The organism is Gordonia aquimaris (assembly GCF_026262595.1).
GTDB lineage: Bacteria > Actinomycetota > Actinomycetes > Mycobacteriales > Mycobacteriaceae > Gordonia > Gordonia tangerina.
The window spans coordinates 1-21529 of record NZ_JAPKFM010000021.1 but is presented as its reverse complement, the minus strand read 5'-3'; the positions used below and the strand labels follow the sequence as shown (position 1 = coordinate 21529).

Annotated in this window: 20 protein-coding genes and 1 pseudogene; 9 read left to right on the top strand and 12 right to left on the bottom strand. The window is 65.0% G+C overall.

Annotated elements, in window-relative coordinates; genetic code table 11:
• Nucleotides 1–7: 7 nt before the first annotated feature.
• Together OSB52_RS17860 and OSB52_RS17855 are read right to left on the bottom strand one after the other, a co-directional pair.
• Entirely contained in the window at nucleotides 8–868 is an 861-nt protein-coding gene (locus OSB52_RS17860) for a hypothetical protein (RefSeq protein WP_266062936.1), read from the bottom strand.
• 5 nt (nucleotides 869–873) lie between these two features.
• Nucleotides 874–1584 (bottom strand): DUF6474 family protein, encoded by a 711-nt coding sequence (locus tag OSB52_RS17855; RefSeq protein WP_235725675.1) that lies wholly within the window; start codon nucleotides 1582–1584, stop codon nucleotides 874–876.
• Nucleotides 1585–1750: 166 nt separating this feature from the next.
• On the opposite strand from OSB52_RS17855, the gene OSB52_RS17850 reads away from it, so the two are divergent.
• Nucleotides 1751–3547, top strand: coding sequence for a TM0106 family RecB-like putative nuclease (locus OSB52_RS17850; RefSeq protein WP_277615246.1), 1797 nt, complete (start codon nucleotides 1751–1753; stop codon nucleotides 3545–3547).
• 4 nt (nucleotides 3548–3551) lie between these two features.
• Here OSB52_RS17850 and OSB52_RS17845 read toward each other — a convergent pair whose 3' ends face one another.
• Nucleotides 3552–4451: a hypothetical protein gene (locus tag OSB52_RS17845; RefSeq protein WP_266062935.1), complete on the bottom strand. Its 900-nt coding sequence runs from the start codon at nucleotides 4449–4451 to the stop codon at nucleotides 3552–3554.
• A 335-nt stretch (nucleotides 4452–4786) separates the two neighbouring features.
• Here OSB52_RS17845 and OSB52_RS17840 point away from each other — a divergent pair, with 335 nt between their 5' ends.
• The 3 genes from OSB52_RS17840 to OSB52_RS17830 are packed head-to-tail and all read left to right on the top strand — an operon-like array spanning nucleotide 4787 to nucleotide 6990.
• The gene (locus OSB52_RS17840) at nucleotides 4787–5350 is read left to right on the top strand and encodes an XRE family transcriptional regulator (protein WP_372475356.1); all 564 of its coding nucleotides are present in this window, start codon (nucleotides 4787–4789) and stop codon (nucleotides 5348–5350) included.
• Between the two features lie 30 nt (nucleotides 5351–5380).
• On the top strand, nucleotides 5381–5890 hold the full coding sequence (locus tag OSB52_RS17835) for a M78 family metallopeptidase domain-containing protein (RefSeq protein WP_266062934.1): 510 nt from the start codon (nucleotides 5381–5383) through the stop codon (nucleotides 5888–5890).
• Nucleotides 5891–5892: 2 nt separating this feature from the next.
• Nucleotides 5893–6990 carry an MAB_1171c family putative transporter gene (locus tag OSB52_RS17830; protein ID WP_266062933.1) on the top strand — a complete coding sequence of 366 codons (1098 nt, stop codon included), beginning with the start codon at nucleotides 5893–5895 and terminating at the stop codon, nucleotides 6988–6990.
• A gap of 13 nt (nucleotides 6991–7003) precedes the next feature.
• Here OSB52_RS17830 and OSB52_RS17825 read toward each other — a convergent pair whose 3' ends face one another.
• The 7 genes from OSB52_RS17825 to OSB52_RS17795 form a co-directional block, all read right to left on the bottom strand.
• Nucleotides 7004–7711 carry a TMEM165/GDT1 family protein gene (locus tag OSB52_RS17825; RefSeq protein WP_235725683.1) on the bottom strand — a complete coding sequence of 236 codons (708 nt, stop codon included), beginning with the start codon at nucleotides 7709–7711 and terminating at the stop codon, nucleotides 7004–7006.
• Nucleotides 7712–8738: 1027 nt separating this feature from the next.
• Nucleotides 8739–8978 carry a hypothetical protein gene (locus OSB52_RS17820; RefSeq protein ID WP_266062932.1) on the bottom strand — a complete coding sequence of 80 codons (240 nt, stop codon included), beginning with the start codon at nucleotides 8976–8978 and terminating at the stop codon, nucleotides 8739–8741.
• A gap of 65 nt (nucleotides 8979–9043) precedes the next feature.
• A complete protein-coding gene (locus tag OSB52_RS17815; protein ID WP_266062931.1) occupies nucleotides 9044–10063 on the bottom strand; it encodes a DMT family transporter in 1020 nt (339 codons plus the stop codon).
• The gene (locus OSB52_RS17810; protein ID WP_266062930.1) at nucleotides 10060–10377 is read right to left on the bottom strand and encodes a hypothetical protein; all 318 of its coding nucleotides are present in this window, start codon (nucleotides 10375–10377) and stop codon (nucleotides 10060–10062) included. Before OSB52_RS17810 ends, OSB52_RS17815 begins: the two co-directional genes overlap by 4 nt.
• Before the next feature lie 311 nt (nucleotides 10378–10688).
• The gene (locus OSB52_RS17805) at nucleotides 10689–11540 is read right to left on the bottom strand and encodes a sugar phosphate isomerase/epimerase family protein (protein WP_266062929.1); all 852 of its coding nucleotides are present in this window, start codon (nucleotides 11538–11540) and stop codon (nucleotides 10689–10691) included.
• Nucleotides 11527–12738, bottom strand: coding sequence for a dihydrodipicolinate synthase family protein (locus OSB52_RS17800; protein ID WP_266062928.1), 1212 nt, complete (start codon nucleotides 12736–12738; stop codon nucleotides 11527–11529). The genes OSB52_RS17805 and OSB52_RS17800 overlap by 14 nt, the downstream gene beginning before the upstream one ends.
• The gene (locus tag OSB52_RS17795) at nucleotides 12738–13925 is read right to left on the bottom strand and encodes a Gfo/Idh/MocA family protein (protein WP_266062927.1); all 1188 of its coding nucleotides are present in this window, start codon (nucleotides 13923–13925) and stop codon (nucleotides 12738–12740) included. Before OSB52_RS17795 ends, OSB52_RS17800 begins: the two co-directional genes overlap by 1 nt.
• A gap of 210 nt (nucleotides 13926–14135) precedes the next feature.
• On the opposite strand from OSB52_RS17795, the gene OSB52_RS17790 reads away from it, so the two are divergent.
• The 5 genes from OSB52_RS17790 (at nucleotide 14136) to OSB52_RS17770 (ending at nucleotide 20044) form a co-directional block, all read left to right on the top strand.
• Nucleotides 14136–15176, top strand: coding sequence for a LacI family DNA-binding transcriptional regulator (locus tag OSB52_RS17790; protein ID WP_266062926.1), 1041 nt, complete (start codon nucleotides 14136–14138; stop codon nucleotides 15174–15176).
• A 174-nt stretch (nucleotides 15177–15350) separates the two neighbouring features.
• A complete protein-coding gene (locus OSB52_RS17785) occupies nucleotides 15351–16955 on the top strand; it encodes a GMC family oxidoreductase (RefSeq protein ID WP_266062925.1) in 1605 nt (534 codons plus the stop codon).
• 146 nt (nucleotides 16956–17101) lie between these two features.
• Nucleotides 17102–17434, top strand: a complete 333-nt coding sequence (locus tag OSB52_RS17780; protein ID WP_266062924.1) for a hypothetical protein — start codon at nucleotides 17102–17104, stop codon at nucleotides 17432–17434.
• A gap of 61 nt (nucleotides 17435–17495) precedes the next feature.
• Nucleotides 17496–18896, top strand: coding sequence for an NAD-dependent succinate-semialdehyde dehydrogenase (locus OSB52_RS17775; protein ID WP_266062923.1), 1401 nt, complete (start codon nucleotides 17496–17498; stop codon nucleotides 18894–18896).
• Complete coding sequence (locus OSB52_RS17770) at nucleotides 18893–20044, top strand: glycerate kinase (protein WP_266062922.1); 1152 nt, start codon at nucleotides 18893–18895, stop codon at nucleotides 20042–20044. The genes OSB52_RS17775 and OSB52_RS17770 overlap by 4 nt, the downstream gene beginning before the upstream one ends.
• 203 nt (nucleotides 20045–20247) lie before the next feature.
• Here the strand turns inward: OSB52_RS17770 and OSB52_RS17765 are convergent.
• Together OSB52_RS17765 and OSB52_RS17760 are read right to left on the bottom strand one after the other, a co-directional pair.
• A pseudogene (locus OSB52_RS17765) lies at nucleotides 20248–20556 on the bottom strand (CocE/NonD family hydrolase); the annotation flags it as partial.
• A 208-nt stretch (nucleotides 20557–20764) separates the two neighbouring features.
• Nucleotides 20765–21163, bottom strand: coding sequence for a hypothetical protein (locus OSB52_RS17760; RefSeq protein WP_266062921.1), 399 nt, complete (start codon nucleotides 21161–21163; stop codon nucleotides 20765–20767).
• Nucleotides 21164–21529 lie beyond the last annotated feature (366 nt).

Genomic DNA, 21529 nt, shown 5'->3' with positions numbered 1-21529 from the left:
TCGACGATCAACGCCGACGGCGCAGAATCTCGATCACGAACAGCAGCACCGCCCCGAACACGCCGGCCGCGATGATCGGCACGGCACGGTTTCTGGTGGGCAACTCGGTGGGTGCTCCCGCGCGCAGCTGGGCGAAAGTGGCGCGCTGAGCATCGGATTCGGCCACTACGTCGACCACCGCCGGTGACGGCCGCGACGGCGGGGCGCCCGGTGCCGTCGACGCGCGGCCGGCGGGACCGGTCGACGCCTTTTTCGTCGGTGGCTTGGTGGCTCCCGGCTTCGACGACGCCGGTCGCGATGCCACATGCCTGGCCTGGCCTGCGTTCGACTTCTGCTCGGGGCTCGACTTCTGCTCGGGACTCGACTGCTCGGGGCTCGACTGCTGTTCGGAAGATACGGTCACCGATTCATCGGCCTGCGACTTCCCCGGTGTGGGTTCCTCGACGGGAGGATCGACGGGCGTGGTCTCCGGCGGGGCCTTCTTCGCTGCGGCCTTCTTCGCGGCGTCCGTGGTGGCAGGCGCCTTCTTGGCCCCAGCCGTCTTGGCGGACGACTTCTTCGCCGCGTCCCGGGTGGCGGCCTCCTTCGCCGCGGCCTTCTTCACGGGAGCTTTCTTAGCCGGAGTCTTCTTCGCCGCGGCCTTTTTCGCCGGAGCTTTCTTTGCGGCGGCCCTCTTTGCCGGTGTCTTCTTCGCCGCCTTCTCGGCGGGACCAGGCTCGGCGGGACCAGGCTCGGCGGGACCAGGCTCGCCGGGCGTGCTCCCGGCTGCTGCCGGATCCGGCACGGTGCCGTCTGCCGGAGCCTGCTGTGGTTGAGCCCCGTCGGAACCGTCATCGTCTCGACGGTCCGCCGGTCCCGGCTCGGTCATCTCCCTCACGCTCCCTTGGGGGTCGAATCGTGCACGCCCAGTCGGGCGAGGATGTCGGCCTCGATGCCCTCGAGTTCGGATTCGATCGAGTGGTGCGCGGTGCGCCGCTGCGAGGCCGGCATCGCCTCGGCGGCGTCGACGGCGATCGCGAGATTGTCGAGGCGAGTGACCATCGCGGTGACGAAGGCCGAAGCGTCGTCGGAGGTGTCGGTGGTGGCGACCTTCTCCAGCGCCGACCGCGTGGTGGCGATACGGGCGTGTAGCGTCGCGCCGTGTCCGGAGAACTGGCGCAGCACGTCGGGGGCCACTCCGGCGCGACCGGCCTGCAGAGCGGTCAGCTGACCACGCGCGGCCACGGCAGCGCGATAGGCGATCGGCACCACGATCGGGGACACCAGTCGGGCGACGAGGAGATACCGCCGAACGCTCGCCGGAGAGAATCGCTGGGCATCTACCGCGGCCTTGGCTTCGACGGCGGCCGTCTTCGCCTGGGCCTTGGCGGCCTTGGCTTCCGCCTTGCCGGCGGCCTTGGCGTTCTTGCGTTCGAGTTTGAGTTCCTTGCTACGGAACTTGTGTTCGGCCTTGCGGAGCGCCTTCTGCGACTTGCGCGCGCTCTTCGCCTCCAGTTTGGCCTCGAGTTTCGCCTTGGTCTTCATCGCCTTGGCCTCGGCCTTGCGCTGCGCGCGGGTCTTGCCGTCGGACGAGAACAATCCCATTTCTAGGACCTACCTCCTGTGTGGTGCCCCGGGGCCCGGCCGACCGGCGAGGTCGGGGAAACACCGAGCGGGCGTCGACTGCATCGGTACAAGCATTACATAGGCTCGACAGGGGCGAACCGACGTGAACCAGACGGGTGCGCGTGGCGGACGACCCGGATCGGCGATGTCGGGAGAGGACGGACCAGTGGTGAGGGTGGTGTTACACCCCCGCGATCTCGCGGGATGCGAGCACCGGCTGTACCTCGACCACGCATACCCCGACCTGGCGCGATCGCGACCCGACACGCCGGAGGCGCAGCGACGCAAGGCTGCGGCGGCCGATCACCGTGCCGCCGTCCGAGAGATGATCCGTGGCCTACACAGCGATCAAGCGCCGGGCACCGTGGTGCTGATCGACCCCGACGCCACCCACGCCGCGCGCGCCGAGCAGACCTTGTCGGCGTGTGCCGCCGGGGCCGCCTGGATCTGGAACGCGACGCTGCCGACCGATCGCGAGGCCGGGCGACGCGGTCACGCCGAGTTGCTGATCCGCGACGGTGACGGGTACCTACCGGTGATCGTCGTGAACCATCGGGCCAGCTATCCGGCGAAGAATCCGCGGCGACCGACCGGCACCGCCGGCGCGAAGAACGGCACCGATGGCACTGTCCCCGTCGCGGACGGGGATACGAACAGCGGCGGGGCCGCGAACGGCAACGAGTCCACGAACGGCAACGGTGCTGCGCAGGGCAACGGGGGCCCCAAGGTGACGGTGACCAGTCCGGTGTGGGCCTGGTCCCCGTCGGCGGACCCCACCCGCAACGGGCGCAATCAGCGACGTGACCTGCTCCGACTTGCTCAGCTGACTGCGATGTTGACCGAGCTCGGGCTTGCCACCTCATCGGATCCGGCCCGGCTGCGTGCCGGGGTGATCGGTCTCGACGCCGACTGCATCGTCGTCTACGAGATGGCCTCGGCACTCACCGACTACGCCGAGGTGTTCGCCCGCCGCATGGCGATTGCCGAACAGCAGGTGTCGACCACACCCCGCCGGATCGGCGAATGCCGCAGCTGCTCGTGGTGGGAGCGATGCGGACCCGAACTGGAACAGCGCCGCGACGTGAGCCTGGTGGTGGGCGCCAACCAGAGCCGAATTCTCGCCGATGCCGGGATCACCACGATCGATCAATTGGCCGCGCACCGTGGCGGGCCTCCCGACGAATGGCCGGGCAACGCGCGCTTCGACGACGCGATACTCACCGCCATCGCCTGGTTGCAGGGCATCCCGTTGATCCGGCGCCTCGACACCCCGGTGGTGCGGCGTGCCGACGTCGAGGTGGATGTCGACATGGAGAGCTACGGCGAACACGGCGCCTACATGTGGGGCACGCTGCTGACCGACACCACCGACCCGACCTGCGAGGTCCGCTACCGGCCGTTCGTCACCTGGCAACCGCTGCCCACCACCGACGAGGGCCGCTCGTTCGGGGAGTTCTGGACGTGGCTGACCGCGCAGCGCGACGCCGCCCACGAGGCCGGGAAGTCCTTTGCGGCGTACTGCTATTCGCAGCAGGCTGAGAACCGCTGGTTACTCGGCTCCGCAGACCGGTTCGCCGGGGCCCCGGGCGTGCCGTCGCGCGCCGAGGTGGAGGCCTTCATCGGGTCGGCCGAGTGGGTCGACATCTACGAGGCTGTCGGCCGCAACTTCATCTGCCCGAACGGGAAAGGTCTCAAGCGCGTCGCGCCCGTCGCCGGATTCACCTGGCGCGACGCCGACGCCAGCGGCGAGGCGTCGATGGACTGGTATCGCGACGCGGTGGGCCTCGGCGGCGGGGTGCCGGACCCCACGCAACGCGAACGATTGCTCGAATACAACGAGGACGACGTGCGCGCGACCAAGGTGCTGCGGGAATGGATCACCGACGGCGCGCGTGCGGCGGTCCCGCATCGGGACACGCTGCTCGCCGGCCGCGACGCCTGACCGATTACGGCCGCGACGACCGCAGCGCCTCCAGGAACGACCCGCTGCCCAACAACGCCATCGCGCCGAGCAGAAGTAGCCCACCGGGCGCCAGCCCGATCATGATGCGTCGGGGCGAGGCCGCCACGTCGGAGTCCGGAACCACCGGATCGGCGAGTGCCGCCGGTGCCATCTCCGAGACCGGGTCGGGGATGGGCGCGGAATCGCCCGGACCCGCATCCTCAGATGACGTCGTCTCGTTCGGTACGGCACCGGCCGAACCGCCGGTCGACGACGGCCCGCCCGGACCGGTCGCCGAGTTCGCGCCGGCGCCCGCTCCCGTGCCTGCTGTGGGCACCGTCGGTACCGCAGCCGGCGCCGGCGCAGCGGTGTCCTCCGGTGCCGGGTTCCCGGTGCCAGGCGGCCCCGATCCACCGGAACCACCGGAACCACCGGAACCACCGGTGCCGGCCGCATCCGGATCGACGTCGGGTGACGCGTCTCGGCTGGGCGGGCGCGGGGTGTAGCGCGGCGGTACGACCGATCCGTCGTCGGTGGTCTCGGTGGTGGTCGACGGTTCCGTGGATTCGCTGGTGGTAACGCTGCTGGATTCGCTGGTGCTCGACGACCCCGTGGATTCGCTGGTCGTAGTGCTGGTTGATTGGCTGGTGCTGGTGCTGGTGGATTCGCTCGTGGCAGGACTCGTGGTTGCGCTGCTCTGGCTCCCCGACGCGGTCGCCGACGTCGTCGAATCCTCGTCGTCATCGTCATCACCGTGCCCATGCCCGTGCCCGTGCCCGTGGCCATGCCCGTGGTGATTGCCGCCGCCCCACCCCGAGCCGCGGTCGGGGCGGTCTGATGCCGGAGTGGACAGGGCCAGCCCGGCGCCGAGAGCCGACCCGAGTACCACCAACGTCGCGAGCATCGCCAGCACCGGAACCGAACGTCGATGACGCTGCGTACCTGCTGGAACACGATGTGTCATCCGACCCCCGATCCGGTTACGTAAGCACGAACGTATGGTGTGAGTTGAACCCCGCCGTTCACCTCTCGGCAACTTCCGGTTCGCGACGCCACATCTTGTTCACGATCGAGTGTGAATAATGCCACAGGGAGGATTCGTTACATCGTTGCCACAGGTGATACGCATGGGCGATGGTAGTCGGGTACGTTCAGATCGCAACGGGCGTTGCATCCACGATGCACGCGGGTCTTTAATGTTTGCAAGTTCAAACGACTTTGAATTTGCCGGGGAGAACAATGACTATACGAGGTGCGGAAATGCCTGTTGACGGCGGACGTCGGACCGGGGCGGTCGACACCGAACACACTGCAGTAGTGGATCCGGGACTGTTCGCGCGACGTCTCGAGGAACTGTTCCGTACAGTGCCCGGCCCCAACGGCCGCGCATACAGCGCCAAGGCGATCGCCGCCCGATCGACTGAGCGCGGTTTCCGGCTCGGGGAGTCGTATCTGAGTCAGCTGCGTTCCGGTAAGGCCAAGTCGCCGTCGTTCCGCACGGTCGAGGGAATCGCGGCTGCATTCGGCGTGGACGTCCACTACTTCCTGGAAGACCGCGCCGCGCAGCGCACCCGCGACGAGATCGATCTCATGCGTCTGCAGGCCGACACCAACGTGCAATTGGCGGCCTTCCGCCTCGCCGGTCTGTCGAGCGACTCGGTCACCATCGTCAACGAGCTCATCAAGGTGCTGCGCGAGCAGCAAGGACTGCCGAAGGATCCGCCCGACGTCATCGCGGCGGGCCTGGGCGAGACCCCGGAGGACGCCCGTCTGCGCGTCGTCGGCGGGCCGCACAATAACTGACCGCAGGGGTCGTACACCGCTCCGGGAGCCATGCGAAGTCATCGTGCGCTGAGGTTGCTCTGTCGCGACACGCTGAAGGGCCTCGACCTCGACCTGCCGCTGGACGTCACCCAGCTGTGTGACCGGCACGGGGCTCGGCGTGGACGCCCGATCCGGTTGATCGCCCACCCGCTGCCGGTGGGTATGCCCAACGGTGTGTGGCTGGCCGCCGACGATGCGGACTACTTCTTCTACCAGGCCAATACGTCGCCGCTGCACCAGCAGCAGATCATCATCCACGAGTTCGGTCATCTCATCGCCGGACATCAGATCCTGGGTGCGGTGTCGGCGTCGGCGCTGACCGCGCCTGCCGACGACGACTCTGCCGATGCACTGAGTCGGACCTGCTACGCCGATGACCGCGAGTGGGAGGCCGAGATGCTCGCGTCGATGATCCTGAGCTGGGCGGCCGAGGCCACCGAGGTGGTCGGCACGACCCCGCGTAACGACGACCTGCGGGGCATCCAGCGTCTTCTCGGCGGCCACAAGGGCTGGTTGTAGCCATGATCGCCGTCGGAATCCTCAACACAGTCGCGGCCGTCGTGTTCACGGCCGCCTTGTGCTGGCGCCTGGAACAGATTCGGCGTGAAGGCGGCGGGTTGCAGTCGATCGCGATGACCATCGCCATCGCCGCACTCACTCTGGCCTTCGTGGTCTCCGGCGCCGACGTCACCGAGGCGATCGACACGGTGACCTTCACCGGGGCGGCGCGGGTGCTGTTCTACGGGTTGCTCGCCGTCGGAGTGGCCGCGCTGATCATCGTCTTCTTCTTCCCCGGGCGCTCGACGTCACGCGAACGCCGGGCCGGGATCGAAGCGGTGCCGCTGGTCGTCGCGCTGATCGGACTGCAGATCACGATGCTGGTCATCCCGATCGATCTGCGCACTGAAGGGCTGTCGGTGTGGACCGCCCGCAACATCGCGTACGCGGTGTTCGTACTGATCGCCAGCGGCTACCTCACCTACGGATTCGTCGCGTGTGTCCGCAGCATCCGGCGGTTTCTCCAACTGGCCGAGGGATACCTGCGGACATCCCTGGTCCTGTTGCTGATCGGGTTGATGTCCCTGACCGCCGGAGCGGTGACGCAGATCGTGTTCGTGATCGGTTCGGCGACACGCACCTTCGGCCAGGGCCGGCTGCTCGACGTGAGCGGGGTCTGTTCGGCCGTCGGCGTCGTCGCCTTCCTCGTCGGGATCAGCTACCCGATGCTGCGCGCGCGGTGGCATGCGATCACGTCTCGGCGCCGGTATCGACGGGAGATCGACGCGCTTGGACCACTCTGGGAGCTGGTGACCGAAGCGGTTCCCGAAGTGGTGCTTCCGGTTGGTGGGGCGCCGGCACCGGCTCTGCTCCTGCACCGACGCGTCGTGGAGATCCGCGACGCGCTCACCCAGCTGAGCCCGTATCTGACCGATGATTTCGAGGTCGTCGACGACGCCGCCCGCGCGGACATGATCTGGGCTGCCGTCGAGGAGTATGCGGTGGCGGGACCGCCGCGTGCTCCGGTCCGCGACGTCGTGCCCGGCGGCGCGGACATCGAGAGTGATGCGGCCCCGTTGCTGCGCCTGTCGGAGGCGGTCGCCGCCCAGCCGGTGGGCTGAAGCCGGCCGCCGATCAGCGCGAGCTGTGCACGGCCGCGTCGTCGGCGGGATCGGTTGCTGCGGTGCGGCGCAGGTGCCGGAGGTAGAGGGTGCCGACGCCGAGCAGCACGACCACCGCGGACAGGGTGGCGATGATGGTGACCGCCGATGCGTCGGACAGTCCTTCCCACAACAGCCAGGCGCCGAAACCGAAGAACAGTGCAGCCGCGCCTCGGGCGATGATGCGCTCGGGCAGATGCCGGCCCAGCAGGGAGCCGACCGCGATGGCCAGCGCATCGGCCGCGACCATGCCGATGGTCGAACCGATCCACACGCCGAGCCAGTCGTTGTTGGTCGACAGGGTAATGGTGGCCAGCATCGTCTTGTCGCCGAGTTCGGCGAGGAAGAACGACGACATGACCGCGAAGAACACCGATGCGCCGACCCGCTCGGCCTTGGTGGACTCGTCGTCGTCGAGGTGATCGCCCCGGATCGTCCACAAGCCGAACACCAACATGGCCAGGCCCGCGAGGATCGACATCACGTCGGTGGGGATGGACAGGCCGAGGAAATGTCCGAAGAACACTGACACCGCGTGCACCGCGGTGGTGGCCACGGTGATGGCGAGCAGCACCACCCACCACCGGTACCGGAGGGCGTAGGTCATGGCCATCAGCTGTGACTTGTCGCCGAGTTCGGCGACGAAGATCACGCCGAAACTCAACAACAGGGCAGCGATCACGGAAGCCACGTTAGGGTGCCCACACCCGGCCTCGCAACAGATCGCGGACCCGTATTTATGCAGGTAGGAGGCTCAAAACAATAAGTTTGGGGACCCTAACTCTTCAGTTGGCCGGGTGTTGGCACTCGGTGCAGGTCAGGGCTGCCTGGGGTGACTGCGGCATCAGTGAAACCGAGCGCGCGGACGTCTGAGCACGTGTCCGCCCGATGCCGAGACCGACGGGATCTGCTCAACGAACCAACCGGCGATGCGCCCCTCCTGCTGCCCGGGTATCTGCTTGCCTGGGCGCCTCATCGAACGAGTAAATCTGCCGCTGGGGCATCCCTGGCAGTCACACATCCGCTGCGCGAGGCGTGGCTGGATTGACGTAACGCGACATTATCGGCGAGGCCCATCGGGGTAGTGCCCCGTTGAGCAGATTGTGCGTGATTCGCCCCACTGACACGACGATGGCGGATCAAACTCGCTACCGACGCTCTCGCGTCGCTATCGCTCAGTGACTCTGACCGGGACACCGTGGTACTCTGCCGCATCGGTCGCACCGTGCGGTAGAGTATCGTCCGATCACCCCCGGACACGCGGACTTGCGATCGCAGCTTTCCTCCTGCAGTACCCGATGAGTCTCTCGATATTGAGATCGCCTGCAGCGGTCGGGTGTTCACATAAGAGCTCGAGGGCATGTCGGTAGAACGATGCGGGAGGCATGCCGAACTCGACGAATATCTCGTCGTCGCCGCCATCGTATGGTGCCCAGCGGGCAAGGAACTGAACCACCTCTCCTGCGTGTGTGGGGGTAGTGGGGTGACGTTCGTTGCTCGACCGTGCGGCATGTGACCGTGTGCCTCTCACCGGTCCCCCTCAGTGCGCATTGGCCATGAACTCGATGAGCACGGTGGAGAACGTGATCGCCACGACCAGCGCAACACCGAGAAATCCGAGTGCCCACAGCTTCGCATTCAAGAGCGGAAGTGGGGATGCGGAATCATCGACAGTTGCTGAATCCCTGGAATGGGTTTTATTCATGAGCCTAGATGTCCTTCCGGTAAGTGATGTCGACAAGGACTCCGCCGATCGCGCAGATGGTGACGATGATTCCGCAGATCACCCATCCGACTCCCCCCCCGGATTCCGCGTACCAGCCTCGGGTGAAGATGACGATCAGTACGGTGAGGAGCATCGAGCAGATCGCGACGAGTCCGAGTAGGCGACGGTACTTGGCCCGCCGTGCTGTGGCCAGGTACTCATCGACCAGATCGATGCTGGGCAAGTGTGTTGTGTCCGACCGAGTGGGCTGCATGGTTCTGGTCATTACTTTCTGTGTTGTCGGTGAGATCACCCGCGGATGCGCGCGATGTAGGACTTGGGCTCGGTCACGATCACGAGTGCGCCAATGACCGTGCAGATCGAGCCGATGATGATGATGGCGCTGAAAGGTGCGCCGTACACCGTGAGCGAGAAGAACGATATGAAGAAGAATGCAAGAGTATTGGTGAGTACCCCTCCTCGGACCGCGCCAGCATAAGAGATGCCGATGTAGTAGCCCATGATGATCCAGATGGCCCATCCGAATCCGATGACTGCTCCGAATGCGATGAGTCGCGGGTCGCTCCAGGCTTGTGCCGCGATGGTGCGTCCTTCGGGGAAGAGGACGAAGAGAAGGATGTTGGCGATGATCAAGCCGAAGAAGGCGCGCCACCAGAGAAAGCCCTCCGCCGGCATGAGGTCGGTGCCTGCGGAGATGGCAAAGCTCTCGAAACCCCATGTGAGTACGCCACCGAAGATGATGAGTAGGCCGACCGTGAAGTAGATGCCGTGTGTGGGAGCGCTGACCTCTCCTCCCGAGACCGCGAGCCAGACCCCCACGGCAAGGGCCACGAGACCGATCAGCGTGGTAGGCCGCAGGATTCGTTCGCGATACAGAGTTGCGGCCACGATCGCACCGACCACGCCGGCGAGGCCGCCGATGGCACCGGCGAGCGCGCCTCCGATCAATCCCGACGCGGCGGCGAAACAGATGTCGCCGACAAAGCCGCCGACCGCAACGAAGAGGTTCCACCAGCTGACGCGGTGCCCCAGGACACGACCGGTATCCCGCCACGTGCCGGTGACGGTGAGGAACAGTGCGATGGCGAGGACGCCGAACGGTACCTGCAGCACGGCAACGAGGGTGAAGGCGCCGGTGGGTGCCTGTGCGTTGAACGGCGGTGCGCCCACGATACTGCCAAGGAGCCCGAATGCGAGGCCCAGGGACGGTGCGGCAAGAATTGCGTAGATCATGCCCATACGCGTCTTCTTGCCGTCTCCGAGACGGGATTGTTCGGCGAGATCGACCGCCGATCTGGGGTAGGTCATGAGTTTCCTCCGGTCGCGAGGATCGTGCTCAGATCAGTGGGAAGATAGCGATTCAGGTTGAGCTGGTACTCGATCAGCGGCCGGGCGCTCACGGCGAGCCGGTATCGCCGGATGATCTGACCGCTGTGCTCGGCAAGCGCTTCGGTGGTCAGCCACCCCACCGTGCTCAATCCGACCAGATCCTCACGAAGCCCACTGAGATCGCGAGCCGGGTAGTGCTGACGGAGAAGGCCGAACAACTGGTGTTCCCAGATCCCCTGTTCGTCGAGGTGATACAGCACCATGGCTGCCTGATACTTGGGTGCAGGTTTCATTGATACTCCTGAGGGAAAGCGCGTTGGTAAGCGCTTGCCGCAACGATAGCCGTGTGTGTGATATACGTCAATGGCCCGAAACAAAGTGGGGCAGACTACAGACGGCCATCTTTGATCATGGCGCGGGCCGAATCGGCGAGTTCGCACCAACGATCCGCTGCTTCGGAATGCGAGAGGCCGAGTTCCGTCCAGGACAGAACTCGGCCCCAATCATGGTGAAAGCCATGGACGAGTCGCTTCCTCGTCAGTGGGAGGTGCAGAGGCGGCCCGGCTCCTGCCACACATACAGGAAGTCGTGTTCTCGCCTGACCTCAGACGGTCATCGGCGAGGTGGCCTCGAGTATGTCTCGGAGGACGTCGTCGAACGGGCGAGCCCAGATGTCGGCGTTGAAGATCTCGACCTCGATGTCGCCGCCGTAGCCCGCGTCGACCACTGCACGTGTCAGAGCCCGGAGGTCGATGTGTCCCTGGCCGGGTAGTCCTCGGGAGAGGAGGGCATCGGCTGGGAGCGGAGTGATCCAGTCGTTGATCTGATAGGAGGAGATCCTTTGCTGTGCACCGGCTCTGGCTATCTGCGTGTAGACGTCGGGGTCCCACCAGATGTGGAAGGCGTCGACGACCACGCCTACCGTGGTCGGATCGAAGTGCTCGGCGATGTCCAGCGCGGATCGCAGCGAGGAGATGACGCCCCGGTCGGCTGCATACATCGGATGCATTGGCTCGACGGCGAGGGTGACCTGAGCGGCTGCGGCGGCGTCGACGAGGTCGGCGATAGCAGTGGTGGCACGTTCTCGTGCTCCCTGAAGGTCCGTAGACGCCTCCGGGAGGCCTCCGGCAACGAGGACCAGAACTGGCGCCGATCCTGCGGCACCTGCGGCTGCCAGCTGGGCGATCTCGTCGATCGCACGAAGATTGTCGTCGCGGGCCCGCTGCTGTTCCTCACGATCGTCGGAGGTGAAGAAGCCACCGCGACACAGGCTCGAGACCCGAAGGCCCGAATCGGCGACCATCGCGCATGCGGTCGACAGGCCGACGTCGTGAACGGGTTCGCGCCACAGTCCGATGGAGGGAATACCTGCGGCCGCGGTCGCGGTCAGCGCCTGCGAGAGATCGGCGCGTTTGATGGTCGCCTGGTTGAGCGAGAGTCGATCATGCATGGTCATGCGCGACCGCCATTCCGATACCGTCAGGCCGTGCAGCGACGTCGACGCCGTGAAGAGCCAACAGAGAGTTCCACCGCGACGCCGCCAGATCGGGATTCTCCAGGGCACCTGCGTTGTCTGCCAACCGAATCAGTCGGGACAGGTGGGGGAGGCTGCGTGCCGACTGCAGGCCGCCGACCATAACGAATGCGGGTTGATGGCCGTTGAGCCAGGCGAGGAACGCCACTCCGGTCTTGTAGAAGGCCGTCGGAGGAGCAAAGACCTCACGAGCCAGATCCTGGGTCGGCTCGAGCAGTTGGCGGAAGGTCACCTCGTCACCTCGGTCGAGCGCGTGGAGGGCGGCGACAGCAACCGGTGCGCACGTGGCGAAGGCACCAAGGAGTGCATCCGAGTGCGACTCCCCATCGCCGGCGATCATGTCCACATAGTTGAAGTCGTCACCGGTGAAGACCGACACATCTGCGGGCAACGTTCGGCGTAGGGCGATTTCGGTGGCCCCGTCGAGCAGGCTGACCTTGATCCCGGCCACCGATTCCTGATTCTCGATGATGATCTGCTCGACGGTGTCGCGCGCCACAGAGGTGTCGGCCGAACCGAAGTACCCGGCCAGCGCAGGGTCGAACATCGGTCCGAGCCAGTGCAGGATCACCGGGGTGGAACACCGCGACAGCACCTGCCCATACACCTGGCGGTAGTGGTCTGGGCCCTCGGCGATCCGGGCCAGATGCCGGCTCGCCATCAGCACCACTTCCGCGCCCTGTTCCTCGGCGAACTCCAGCTGCTCGATGTAGGCATCGACCACACCCTGCAGGGACACGACGTTATCCGTGAGGTGATCGGTGTTGACTCCCACCACGATCGATCCGCCTACGGCTTTCGCCTCGACTGTCGAGCGTGTGATCAGTGCACGGATGGCGGTCGGATCAAGTCCCATGTTGCGCTGGGCCGTATCCATGGCGTCGGCGACCCCCAACCCGCACGACCACAGGTGGTGGCGAAAGGCGAGAGTGGAATCCCAGTCGATGTCGGCGGCGGAGTCGGGGACGTTGTTCCCGGCGACCCGTGGCACGACGTGTGCCGCGGCATACACCCGACGTGAGGTGGGCCGCCGAAGCACGGTCGTGACACCGATCTCGGGCTCCGACAATTCATGCGGACGTGTGGTACCGGCTTCGTCGATGAGGTGGATCGCCGGCATCAGAGGGCCACCGTCTCACGCTGCGGCGCATCGACCGAGATGTCCGGAACGGGAAGACGCCGACCGGATTCGGCGCTGCGGAGTGCTGCTTCTGCGAGCTGCACGCCGCGGGCGCCGGACGCGAAGTCGAACGGATGGGGTGCTCCTTCGACAACATGGCGGATGAACTGTTCCCACTGTGCTTTGAAGCCGTTGTCGATTGTTGCGTTGTCGGGAACAAGGGTCCAGTCGGCGCGGTAGTCGCGCGTCTCGCGCAGATCGGGATTCCACGTCGGACGTGGGGTGACCGAGCGATGCTGGACGCGGCAGTCGAACAACCCGGCGACGGCACTACCAAGCCGGCCGTCGACCTGGAACTCGACCAGTTCGTTGCGATCGACGCGTACGGTCCAGCTGGAGTTGAGTTGGGCGACGATGTTGTTGTCGAGTTCGAAGATGGCGTATGCGGCGTCATCGGCGGTGGCCGTGTACGGGATGCCGTTCTCATCGATTCTGGTGGGAACGTGGGTGGCGGTCGTCGTGTAGACGGATGTGACACTGCCGAACAGATACTCCAGTACGTAGCTCCAATGGGGGAACATGTCGCTGACGATGCCCCCGCCGTCCTCGCTGCGGTAGTTCCAACTCGGCCGCTGGGCTTCCTGCCAATCTCCCTCGAACACCCAATAACCGAATTCTCCACGTACAGACAGAATCTCGCCGAAGAATCCCGAGTCGATCAAGCGCTTGAGCTTGACCAGTCCAGGGAGGTAGAGCTTGTCGTGGACCACACCGTTCTTGACACCGGCCCGTGCAGCGCGTCGTGCCAGATCGAGCGCGTCGTCGAAGCTCTCGGCGGTGGGCTTCTCGGTGTAGATCGCCTTTCCGGCGTCGATGGCCTTGCGGAGTCCCGATACGCGCGCCCGGGTCACCAGGAAGTCGGAATAGATGTCCCAGCGCGAGTCGGCAAGGCAGGCATCGAGATCCGTCGAGTACTCCGTGAGTCCATGTCGCTCGGCGATGTCGGCGAGCTTGCGTTCATCCCGGCCGACCAGAATGGGGTCGACCTGAACCCTGGTGGATCCGTCGGACAGCAGGACGCCGCCCTGCTCGCGGATCGGCAGTATTGAACGCGTCAGGTGCTGGCGGTATCCCATTCGTCCGGATACGCCGTTCATGATGATTCCGATGGTGGTGGGAAGGGTCATGCTCGATCTCCTCTGTGGTATCTCCAACCTAATGGCAAGCGCTTTCCATAGAAGCATGCTGAACCGTTTGGGGCAAGGATCACTCACGCGATGAAAGACTCATCCCCCGACCCCGATAGGGGAGACTCCATCGCATACAGGCGGATGTCCGGATGAGACGGGAGACGCAGGTGAGCGGCTATCGTGGCCGTGGACGAGAGGAGCGCCAGGATGGGATCATCCGAGATCACCCTGCAGGACGTTGCCGAGCGAGCTGGGCTGTCGCTTGCCACAGCCTCGCGGGTTCTCAACGGCGGCAAACGTGTCGTTGCAGCGGCAAGCACCGCCCGGATCCTGCAAGCGGCCGAAGAGTTGGGCTATGTGTCGAACGGACCCGCGCAAGCGCTGGCCCGGTCGACCACGGCGGTGGTGGGATTGATCGTTCACGAGGTCGATGACCCCTACTTCGCGACGATCGCCAAGGGAGCGATGCGAGTTGCGTCGACACACGGCCTCCTGACCACGCTGGCAAACACTTTCGGCGATCATGACCTCGAGATCGACTACGTGCAGCGCCTACAGGCCCAGCGGGTGCGCGCGCTGCTACTGGCCGGTAGCCCACGACAAGCTGACGACCAGCAGGAACGCTTGAACAGTGCTCTCGAGCGTTTCATCCGTGGCGGGGGGCGAGTCGCTACCGTTGGCGATCATCGTGGGCCGTATTCCGCTGTACTGCCCGCCAACCGACGGGGTGCCGCGCAGGTGGCGCGCCACCTCTTCGACCTCCGGCACCGCCGTGTCGGCATCATCTCCGGTCCGCCACACCTGACCACGGTGCATGAACGGTTGACCGGCTTCGCAGACGCATGGGCCGAACTCGGCGGCACGCCCGGCGACATCGCGGTGGTCGACGCCGACTTCAGTCGTGATGGCGGGTACTCCGCGATGATCCAGCTGGCCGAGCGGGCTCCGGAGGCGTCGGCGGTGTTTGCGCTCAACGACCTGATGGCCGTCGGAGCGCTGGCCGCGCTGCATGATGACCTCGGTCGCGACGTTCCCGGCGATGTGTCCGTGGTGGGCTTCGACGATCTGTGGATGACGGTGGATCTCCGGGTTCCGCTGACCACGGTGCGGCTGCCGTTGGAGGCCATGGGCACTCGAGCCATGGAGATGCTGGTCGGTGCCGACGCCACGGTCGGTCCGCAACAGTCGCGGATGCCCGCCGATCTCATCGTGCGCGCGAGTACTGGCCCGGCGCCGATGTCTTCCTGACCGGTCGCCCGAACTCGTCACCGGTGCCCGCAGACGTGGCGGCCCGGTCATAGGACAGCGACAGAGTGGCCCTTGCCACAGAACGGCACTACCCGTACGCTAGCGGCAAGCGCTTACCGTCGCTGATCTGACAGTCGAGCTCACGATCGGGGCGCAGGTGCGGAGAGGAGCCAAATGGAACACGTGGATGTCGTCATCGTCGGCGCCGGTGCGTCGGGCGGTGTCGCAGCAGCCGCGCTGGCGTCTCGAGGATTCGGTGTGGTGTGTCTGGAGCAGGGCCACTGGCCTGACCGTGCCGACTATCCGGGGCAGCGCATCACCTACGAACTCGAGGCGCGTAAGCAATGGTCGGCGAGCCCGAATGTGCGTGATCGCGTAGAGGATTACCCGATCGATGACACAGAGTCCGCGATCGCGCCGTTGATGTTCGCTGGCGTGGGAGGCAGCACAGTGCTCTACGCCGGCGACTGGCCTCGTCTGGTGCCATCGGACTTTCGCGTAAGGAGTCTCGACGGCGTGGCCGATGACTGGCCGATCAGCTATCGCGACCTGCTTCCCTTCTACGAGCGCACTGATATCGCCTTCGGGGCATCCGGTGTCGGCGGGGATCCTGCATACCCCGGCGGTGCCGAACCCCCATTGCCGCCACTGCCGATAAGCAAAATCGGGCACAAGATGGCCCGGGCTCATGACGAACTCGGTTGGCACTGGTGGCCGGCGACGCAGGCCGTGCTGTCCGCACCCTACAAAGGGCGAACCCCTTGCGTTCAGTTCGGCACTTGTATGCAAGGTTGCCCAGAAGGGGCCAAAGCATCCACCGACCTGACTCACTGGCCGAACGCCATCGCCCGCGGCGTGCGCCTCGTGACAGGTGCCCGGGTCTCCCGCATCCTGACCAACCCGTCGGGGCTTGCGACCGGAGTGGAATACGTCGATCCCGATGGTAGGTGGCACTGCATCGGAGCCGACGCCGTGATCCTGGCCGCCAATGCCATCGGCACCGCGCGAATTCTGCTCAACTCGAGTTCGGCGCACCATCCCGACGGACTGGCCAACTCGAGCGGGCTCGTCGGGAAGCGGTTGATGGTTCATCCCTTTGCCAACGTCACCGGCTATTTCGCCACCGATCTCGAATCGTGGCAAGGCCACGTCGGAGCCAAAATCACCAGCTATCAGTTCTACGAGACCTCGAGTGATCGGGACTTCGTACGGGGGGCCAAATGGAGTCTGGCACCTACTGGAGGACCGCTCAACGCCGCCATGCCCACACGTGCCGGTGAGAACAGCTGGGGCCCAGGACATCACCAGCATGTCCGTCGCCATCTGGGACGGTCCATCAGTTGGGGGATCTTCGGTGAGGACCTACCCGACGAGACCAACCGCGTCACCATCGATTCCCGGCTCTGCGACTCGTCGGGTATCCCCGCCCCGAAGCTGACGTATGCGGTGAGCGAGAACTCGCGACGCCTACTCGATTTCCACATCGCACGGGCGAGCGAGTCCCTGCGAGCGGCCGGCGCCACGGATATCGCCACGGAGTCGCTGATGCGCTACTCAGGATGGCACCTACTCGGAACTGCGCGTATGGGAAACGACCCCGCGACCTCGGTGGTCGATGAGTACGGCCGTTGCCATGACGTGCCGAATCTCCACATCATCGATGGCAGCGTGTTCGTCACCTCCGGCGGCGTTAACCCCACCAGCACGATCGTCGCGCTCGCGCTGCGTTCAGTGGAACACATGATCAGCAAGCGGATGGATGAGAAGGTGCCGGTATGAGTGAATTCCTGACGCAATCGGCACCGGCAGCATCACAGTCGACGACGGCATCCACCGACCTGAGCGAAACAGACCTGCTCCGGTCTGCAGAGCTCCGAGCCTGGCTAACCTCGATCGCCGACCATTTAATTCCCGCCGGAGATGGTATGCCAGCGGCCTCCGACGTCGCAGTGACCGCCGATCAGCTGGGTCGAGTGCTGAACGTTCGTCCCGATCTGGCGTCCCACCTCCTGCGGGCATTCGGGGCGACCATGACCATGGCCGCCGCTGACACCGTCGATCTCCTGGCGGAGTCGGACCCTGATGCTCTCGACGCCATCACGCTCGCAGTCGCCGGAGGCTACTACATGCATCCCGACGTACGGCACCTGCTCGGTTACACCGGGCAACAACCACGCACGATCACCATCGCCGAGGGAATCGACGAAGACATGTTGATGCGAGTCGTCGAGCGCGGTCCGATATACCGAGATGCGTGACCGTCGGACATCGAACCGTAGTGGCACCTAACATGGAAACCGTAATGACACAAGGATACTCGTGACCACTTCAACTTTCACCACGGTCGACCCCACGACCCTCGAACCGATCGGTAGCTATCCCACGCACACGGCTGCGCAGATCGACGAGATTCTGGAACAGGCCGCAGATGCCGCTGCGACATGGAGGTATGAGCCGTTCGCCGCTCGGACCGCGGTTCTACATCGTATTGCCGATCTCATTGATGACCGCAGCGCCGAACTGGCCGCACTGATTACCGCCGAGATGGGTAAGCCCCTGGCGGAGGCGGCCGCGGAGGTGGCGAAGTGCGCATGGAACTGCCGCTATGTGGCCGACCACGGTCCGATCGCACTTGCCGCGACGCCTCTGTCCGGTCCCGACGATGCCAATGTGCGAATCGAGTACGAACCACTCGGAGTGATTCTGGCGATCATGCCGTGGAATTTTCCGCTCTGGCAGCTCTTCCGATTCGCCGCGCCCGCGATCATGGCCGGGAATACCGTCATCCTCAAGCACTCCCCGAATGTCACCGGCTGCGCACTTGCGATCGAATCCATCTTCGCCGAAGGCTTCGGTGACCTCCGGCTCTTGAGCACCATTCTGGTCGAGGAGTCGATCGTGGGTGCCGTATCCGATCGCGTCATCGCCGACGCCCGCGTAGCTGCGGTGACGGTGACCGGCTCGACCAGAGCCGGGGCCGCGGTCGCGAGTTCGGCCGGAAGTGCGCTGAAGAAGTCAGTGCTCGAACTCGGCGGATCCGATCCCTTCATCGTTCTCGACGACGCTGACCTCGGCACCGCGGCAATCCACGCCGTGCGGTCGCGATTCATGTGCGCAGGCCAGACGTGCATCGCGGCCAAACGGCTCATTGTCGCCGAGAGCGTCATCGCCGACTTCACCCACGAGTTCCTTAACCGAGTGGATCGGATCACCGTGGGAGATCCGACCGAGCCGGCGACCGACATGGGCCCGCTAGCTCGCCCCGATCTCGTCGACCAGATCGAACGCCAGGTCGACACGTCGGTAGCGATGGGTGCGACCGTGCTTGCCGGTGGACATCGACTTGCTCGGACGGGCAACTTCTACGCACCTACCGTCCTCGCAGACGTGACCCCTGAGATGCCGGTGTACAACGAGGAGACCTTTGGTCCTGTCGCCGCGCTAGTCTCGGCGTCCGACGATGATTCGGCAGTCAAGACGGCGAATGACACCGAGTACGGCCTCGCGGCCAGTATCTGGAGCCGTGACATCGACAGAGCTGTCAGGGTCGGTCGCCGAATCGACTGCGGTGCTTTCTATGTGAACTCACTTGTGGCATCAGACCCGCGTGTCCCGTTCGGCGGCGTCAAACGCAGCGGCTTCGGTCGGGAGCTCGGCGACCTCGGGATGCGGGAGTTCACCAATACCCGCACAGTGTGGGTCTCCGGGACAACCGCGTGACACGCGTACTCATTGCCCCTGACAAGTTCAAAGGATCGCTGACCGCAGAGCAAGTGGCCCACGCGCTTCGATCCGGAATCGCAAGTCAGGCCCCCGACTGGACAACATCGATCTGCCCGATTGCCGACGGCGGAGACGGCACCGTCGCTACGCTCGTCGCCCATGGCTGGCAGCAGGTCCGCGCCACCGCCCAAGATGCCCTTGGACGTCCCCGGGCGGTGGGCTATGCGCGTCTGGACGACACCGTGGTGATCGAGCAGGCCGCCACAGTCGGCTTGGAGCAACTCCCGGCGACTGGCCGAGACCCCATGGGTGCGTCGTCATTCGGTATGGGCGAGTTGATCGCACACGCCTTGTCGACGGCCCGGGTATCCACAGTGATCCTGGCCCTGGGGGGAAGTGCCTCCACCGACGGCGGAGCGGGCCTCCTGCAAGCCCTCGGAGCCAGGGTATTGGATCGCCATGGCTACGAGCTGACGCAGGGCGGTGCCGCACTCGCGACGCTTCATCGCATCGATCTCGAACCCATGGACCAATTGATCGGCGACACAAGGTTTCTCGTCGCACGTGACGTCGACAACCCTCTGCTCGGTCCGGATGGCGCCGTGCGGGTATTCGCCCATCAGAAGGGCGCCGATCTGGCGCAACAGCAGGTACTGGAGGCGGGCCTGCAGCAATGGAGTCGCGTCCTCGAAGAGCGCAGACCGAGTGCCGCAGAGGCAGCGAACGCCCCCGGCGCCGGCGCCGGCGGGGGAGTGGGATACGCGGCGATCGCCGCACTCGGAGCCGAGACATGCCGAGGCGTCGACTGGCTTCTCGACATCATCGCCTTCGACGATCACGTCGAGCAGGCAGATCTCATCGTGACCGGAGAAGGCAATCTCGATAACCAGACGCTCTTCGGAAAGGCGCCGACCGGGGTCACGAAGGCAGCTGCCGCACGCGGTGTTCCGGTTGTCGCGGTCGCTGGTCGTTGCACGCTGACCAGGCAGCAGACTCGCGCTGCGGGATTCGATCGCGTGTACGCCCTGACCGACATCGAGCCGGACCTCGCCCGCTGCATGACCCACGGAGCTGCGCTGCTGCAGGAAGCGGCGGCCACGATTGTGGAGGACATGAGGATACGGGTCGAGGAAGACGTGCCGTGAGAGCGCGGAACCAGCGCTGCGTGCAAGGGCGCGACTGCGCTGCGCTTGGCCCTGCGGGCTCGTACGACTTTTCGCCGAAAGTGCTCGTCTGCTGCTCGCTGCGAAACTCGCACGCTCGGTCCCTTGCACTCCACCCCCCTCATGCCGGGCCTAATCTCCTTTGCCACCAGGGCAAGACAGAGCGTCCGGTCGAGGATGCTGCGTGCAGTGGTGTGCTCGGGCGCGAGCCGCCCGGCGCGCTCTGCCCGCTGTCCATCGCTGTCGAGGTAGTAGTCCGTGTAATCCGTGTCTGGAAGTGGCCAGTCTTCTTCATCACGCCATTGATCGATCCCCATCACGAAGATTCGCACGGGGGCAGTTTGCACCAGCGCCTGGGTGTCGTTGCGCAGCCACCGATCGAAGAAGCGTACGTAATTGCTGGTGAGGTCAAGCGCGTCAGCGTTTCCAAGAGGTCCGAAATCGCGGTCGGGATAGATTCCGCTGAAGTTGAGATGGTCCCATGGCCCCACCACGAGCCGCTGGCGGTCGTGTGCGTATGACGTCAGGGTAACCAGACAATGTTTCGGTATTGTCAGGATTACTAGTAACACTGCATATTCGTTCACTGCGTGTCCTTAGGCAGAACGCCGTCGAGATCAAGGCCGAAGAGCGCGCTAACACCTCAGGCGAGGTGGGCGGCCGGGACGACGCACTCGCGGCCGTCCTCCCATCTCGGAGGGATCAAATCACGTCGGCGCTGTTAGCTGCCTCGACGAACTTGGTCCAGTAAGGAACGTCGACGCTTCTGGGGGAGAGGCGAAGACTTCCGTCCCTAGCCATCTCGTTCGCGAGATACTCGAGGAGATTGGCCCCGTAAAAGATGACATCGGTCTGCCAGACAGAGAACACCGGCGACCCAGACGGCGAGGGAGCTGCAGGTGTCATCCGATGGCCGTAGATCGGTATGAGCTGTGGCCACTTTGCCAACTCACGCCGCGTAACCGCCTCGACGTCACTTTCTGCTGCCGGCCGACGGCCCCATGAAGCGCCCCAGAATGGCGGGTCCTGGCGAAGTGCGTCGAAGACCATCCCGCGGGCAGGCCAGTCGAGCATCTGGACGCAGATGTGCTTCATTGCCATTCCGCCAGTCGGGCCAACGGTCTCCGACGGGCAAAGCGGTCGCAAGCAGACTTCGGTGGTCGGGGTTGAATCTGAACCCATGCTGCTCTGTGACTGCATCGAACTCGGCGTCGGTGAGGCCAGGGGCGAGTTTGACTCCCGCAGTCCGAAGGATGACCGCCGCTTTCTCACCAACATCGCTGATCTCGTCCACGTGACCGAGTCTCTCAGGTCGCCGGTGCGCGCTACGGGCAACGCGAAACGCGTCTTGAGCGTCTCATCTGATGCATCAATGATTCATGCGATGCATCATCGACACCAACCCCGCAGGTCATCGAGTTGTAACCGAAAGTAATTGCACCAGGCCATCAAGCATGAGCCTCGCGT

What these genes read in the sequence shown, in the direction of transcription:
- OSB52_RS17860 (WP_266062936.1), bottom strand. Translation starts at nt 868, where the DNA reads ATGACCGAGCCGGGACCGGCGGACCGTCGAGACGATGACGGTTCCGAC.
- OSB52_RS17855 (WP_235725675.1), bottom strand. Translation starts at nt 1,584, where the DNA reads ATGGGATTGTTCTCGTCCGACGGCAAGACCCGCGCGCAGCGCAAGGCC.
- OSB52_RS17850 (WP_277615246.1), top strand. Translation starts at nt 1,751, where the DNA reads ATGTCGGGAGAGGACGGACCAGTGGTGAGGGTGGTGTTACACCCCCGC.
- OSB52_RS17845 (WP_266062935.1), bottom strand. Translation starts at nt 4,451, where the DNA reads ATGCTCGCGACGTTGGTGGTACTCGGGTCGGCTCTCGGCGCCGGGCTG.
- OSB52_RS17840 (WP_372475356.1), top strand. Translation starts at nt 4,787, where the DNA reads ATGACTATACGAGGTGCGGAAATGCCTGTTGACGGCGGACGTCGGACC.
- OSB52_RS17835 (WP_266062934.1), top strand. Translation starts at nt 5,381, where the DNA reads ATGCGAAGTCATCGTGCGCTGAGGTTGCTCTGTCGCGACACGCTGAAG.
- OSB52_RS17830 (WP_266062933.1), top strand. Translation starts at nt 5,893, where the DNA reads ATGATCGCCGTCGGAATCCTCAACACAGTCGCGGCCGTCGTGTTCACG.
- OSB52_RS17815 (WP_266062931.1), bottom strand. Translation starts at nt 10,063, where the DNA reads ATGACCTACCCCAGATCGGCGGTCGATCTCGCCGAACAATCCCGTCTC.
- OSB52_RS17810 (WP_266062930.1), bottom strand. Translation starts at nt 10,377, where the DNA reads ATGAAACCTGCACCCAAGTATCAGGCAGCCATGGTGCTGTATCACCTC.
- OSB52_RS17805 (WP_266062929.1), bottom strand. Translation starts at nt 11,540, where the DNA reads ATGACCATGCATGATCGACTCTCGCTCAACCAGGCGACCATCAAACGC.
- OSB52_RS17800 (WP_266062928.1), bottom strand. Translation starts at nt 12,738, where the DNA reads ATGCCGGCGATCCACCTCATCGACGAAGCCGGTACCACACGTCCGCAT.
- OSB52_RS17795 (WP_266062927.1), bottom strand. Translation starts at nt 13,925, where the DNA reads ATGACCCTTCCCACCACCATCGGAATCATCATGAACGGCGTATCCGGA.
- OSB52_RS17790 (WP_266062926.1), top strand. Translation starts at nt 14,136, where the DNA reads ATGGGATCATCCGAGATCACCCTGCAGGACGTTGCCGAGCGAGCTGGG.
- OSB52_RS17785 (WP_266062925.1), top strand. Translation starts at nt 15,351, where the DNA reads ATGGAACACGTGGATGTCGTCATCGTCGGCGCCGGTGCGTCGGGCGGT.
- OSB52_RS17780 (WP_266062924.1), top strand. Translation starts at nt 17,102, where the DNA reads ATGCCAGCGGCCTCCGACGTCGCAGTGACCGCCGATCAGCTGGGTCGA.
- OSB52_RS17760 (WP_266062921.1), bottom strand. Translation starts at nt 21,163, where the DNA reads ATGGCAATGAAGCACATCTGCGTCCAGATGCTCGACTGGCCTGCCCGC.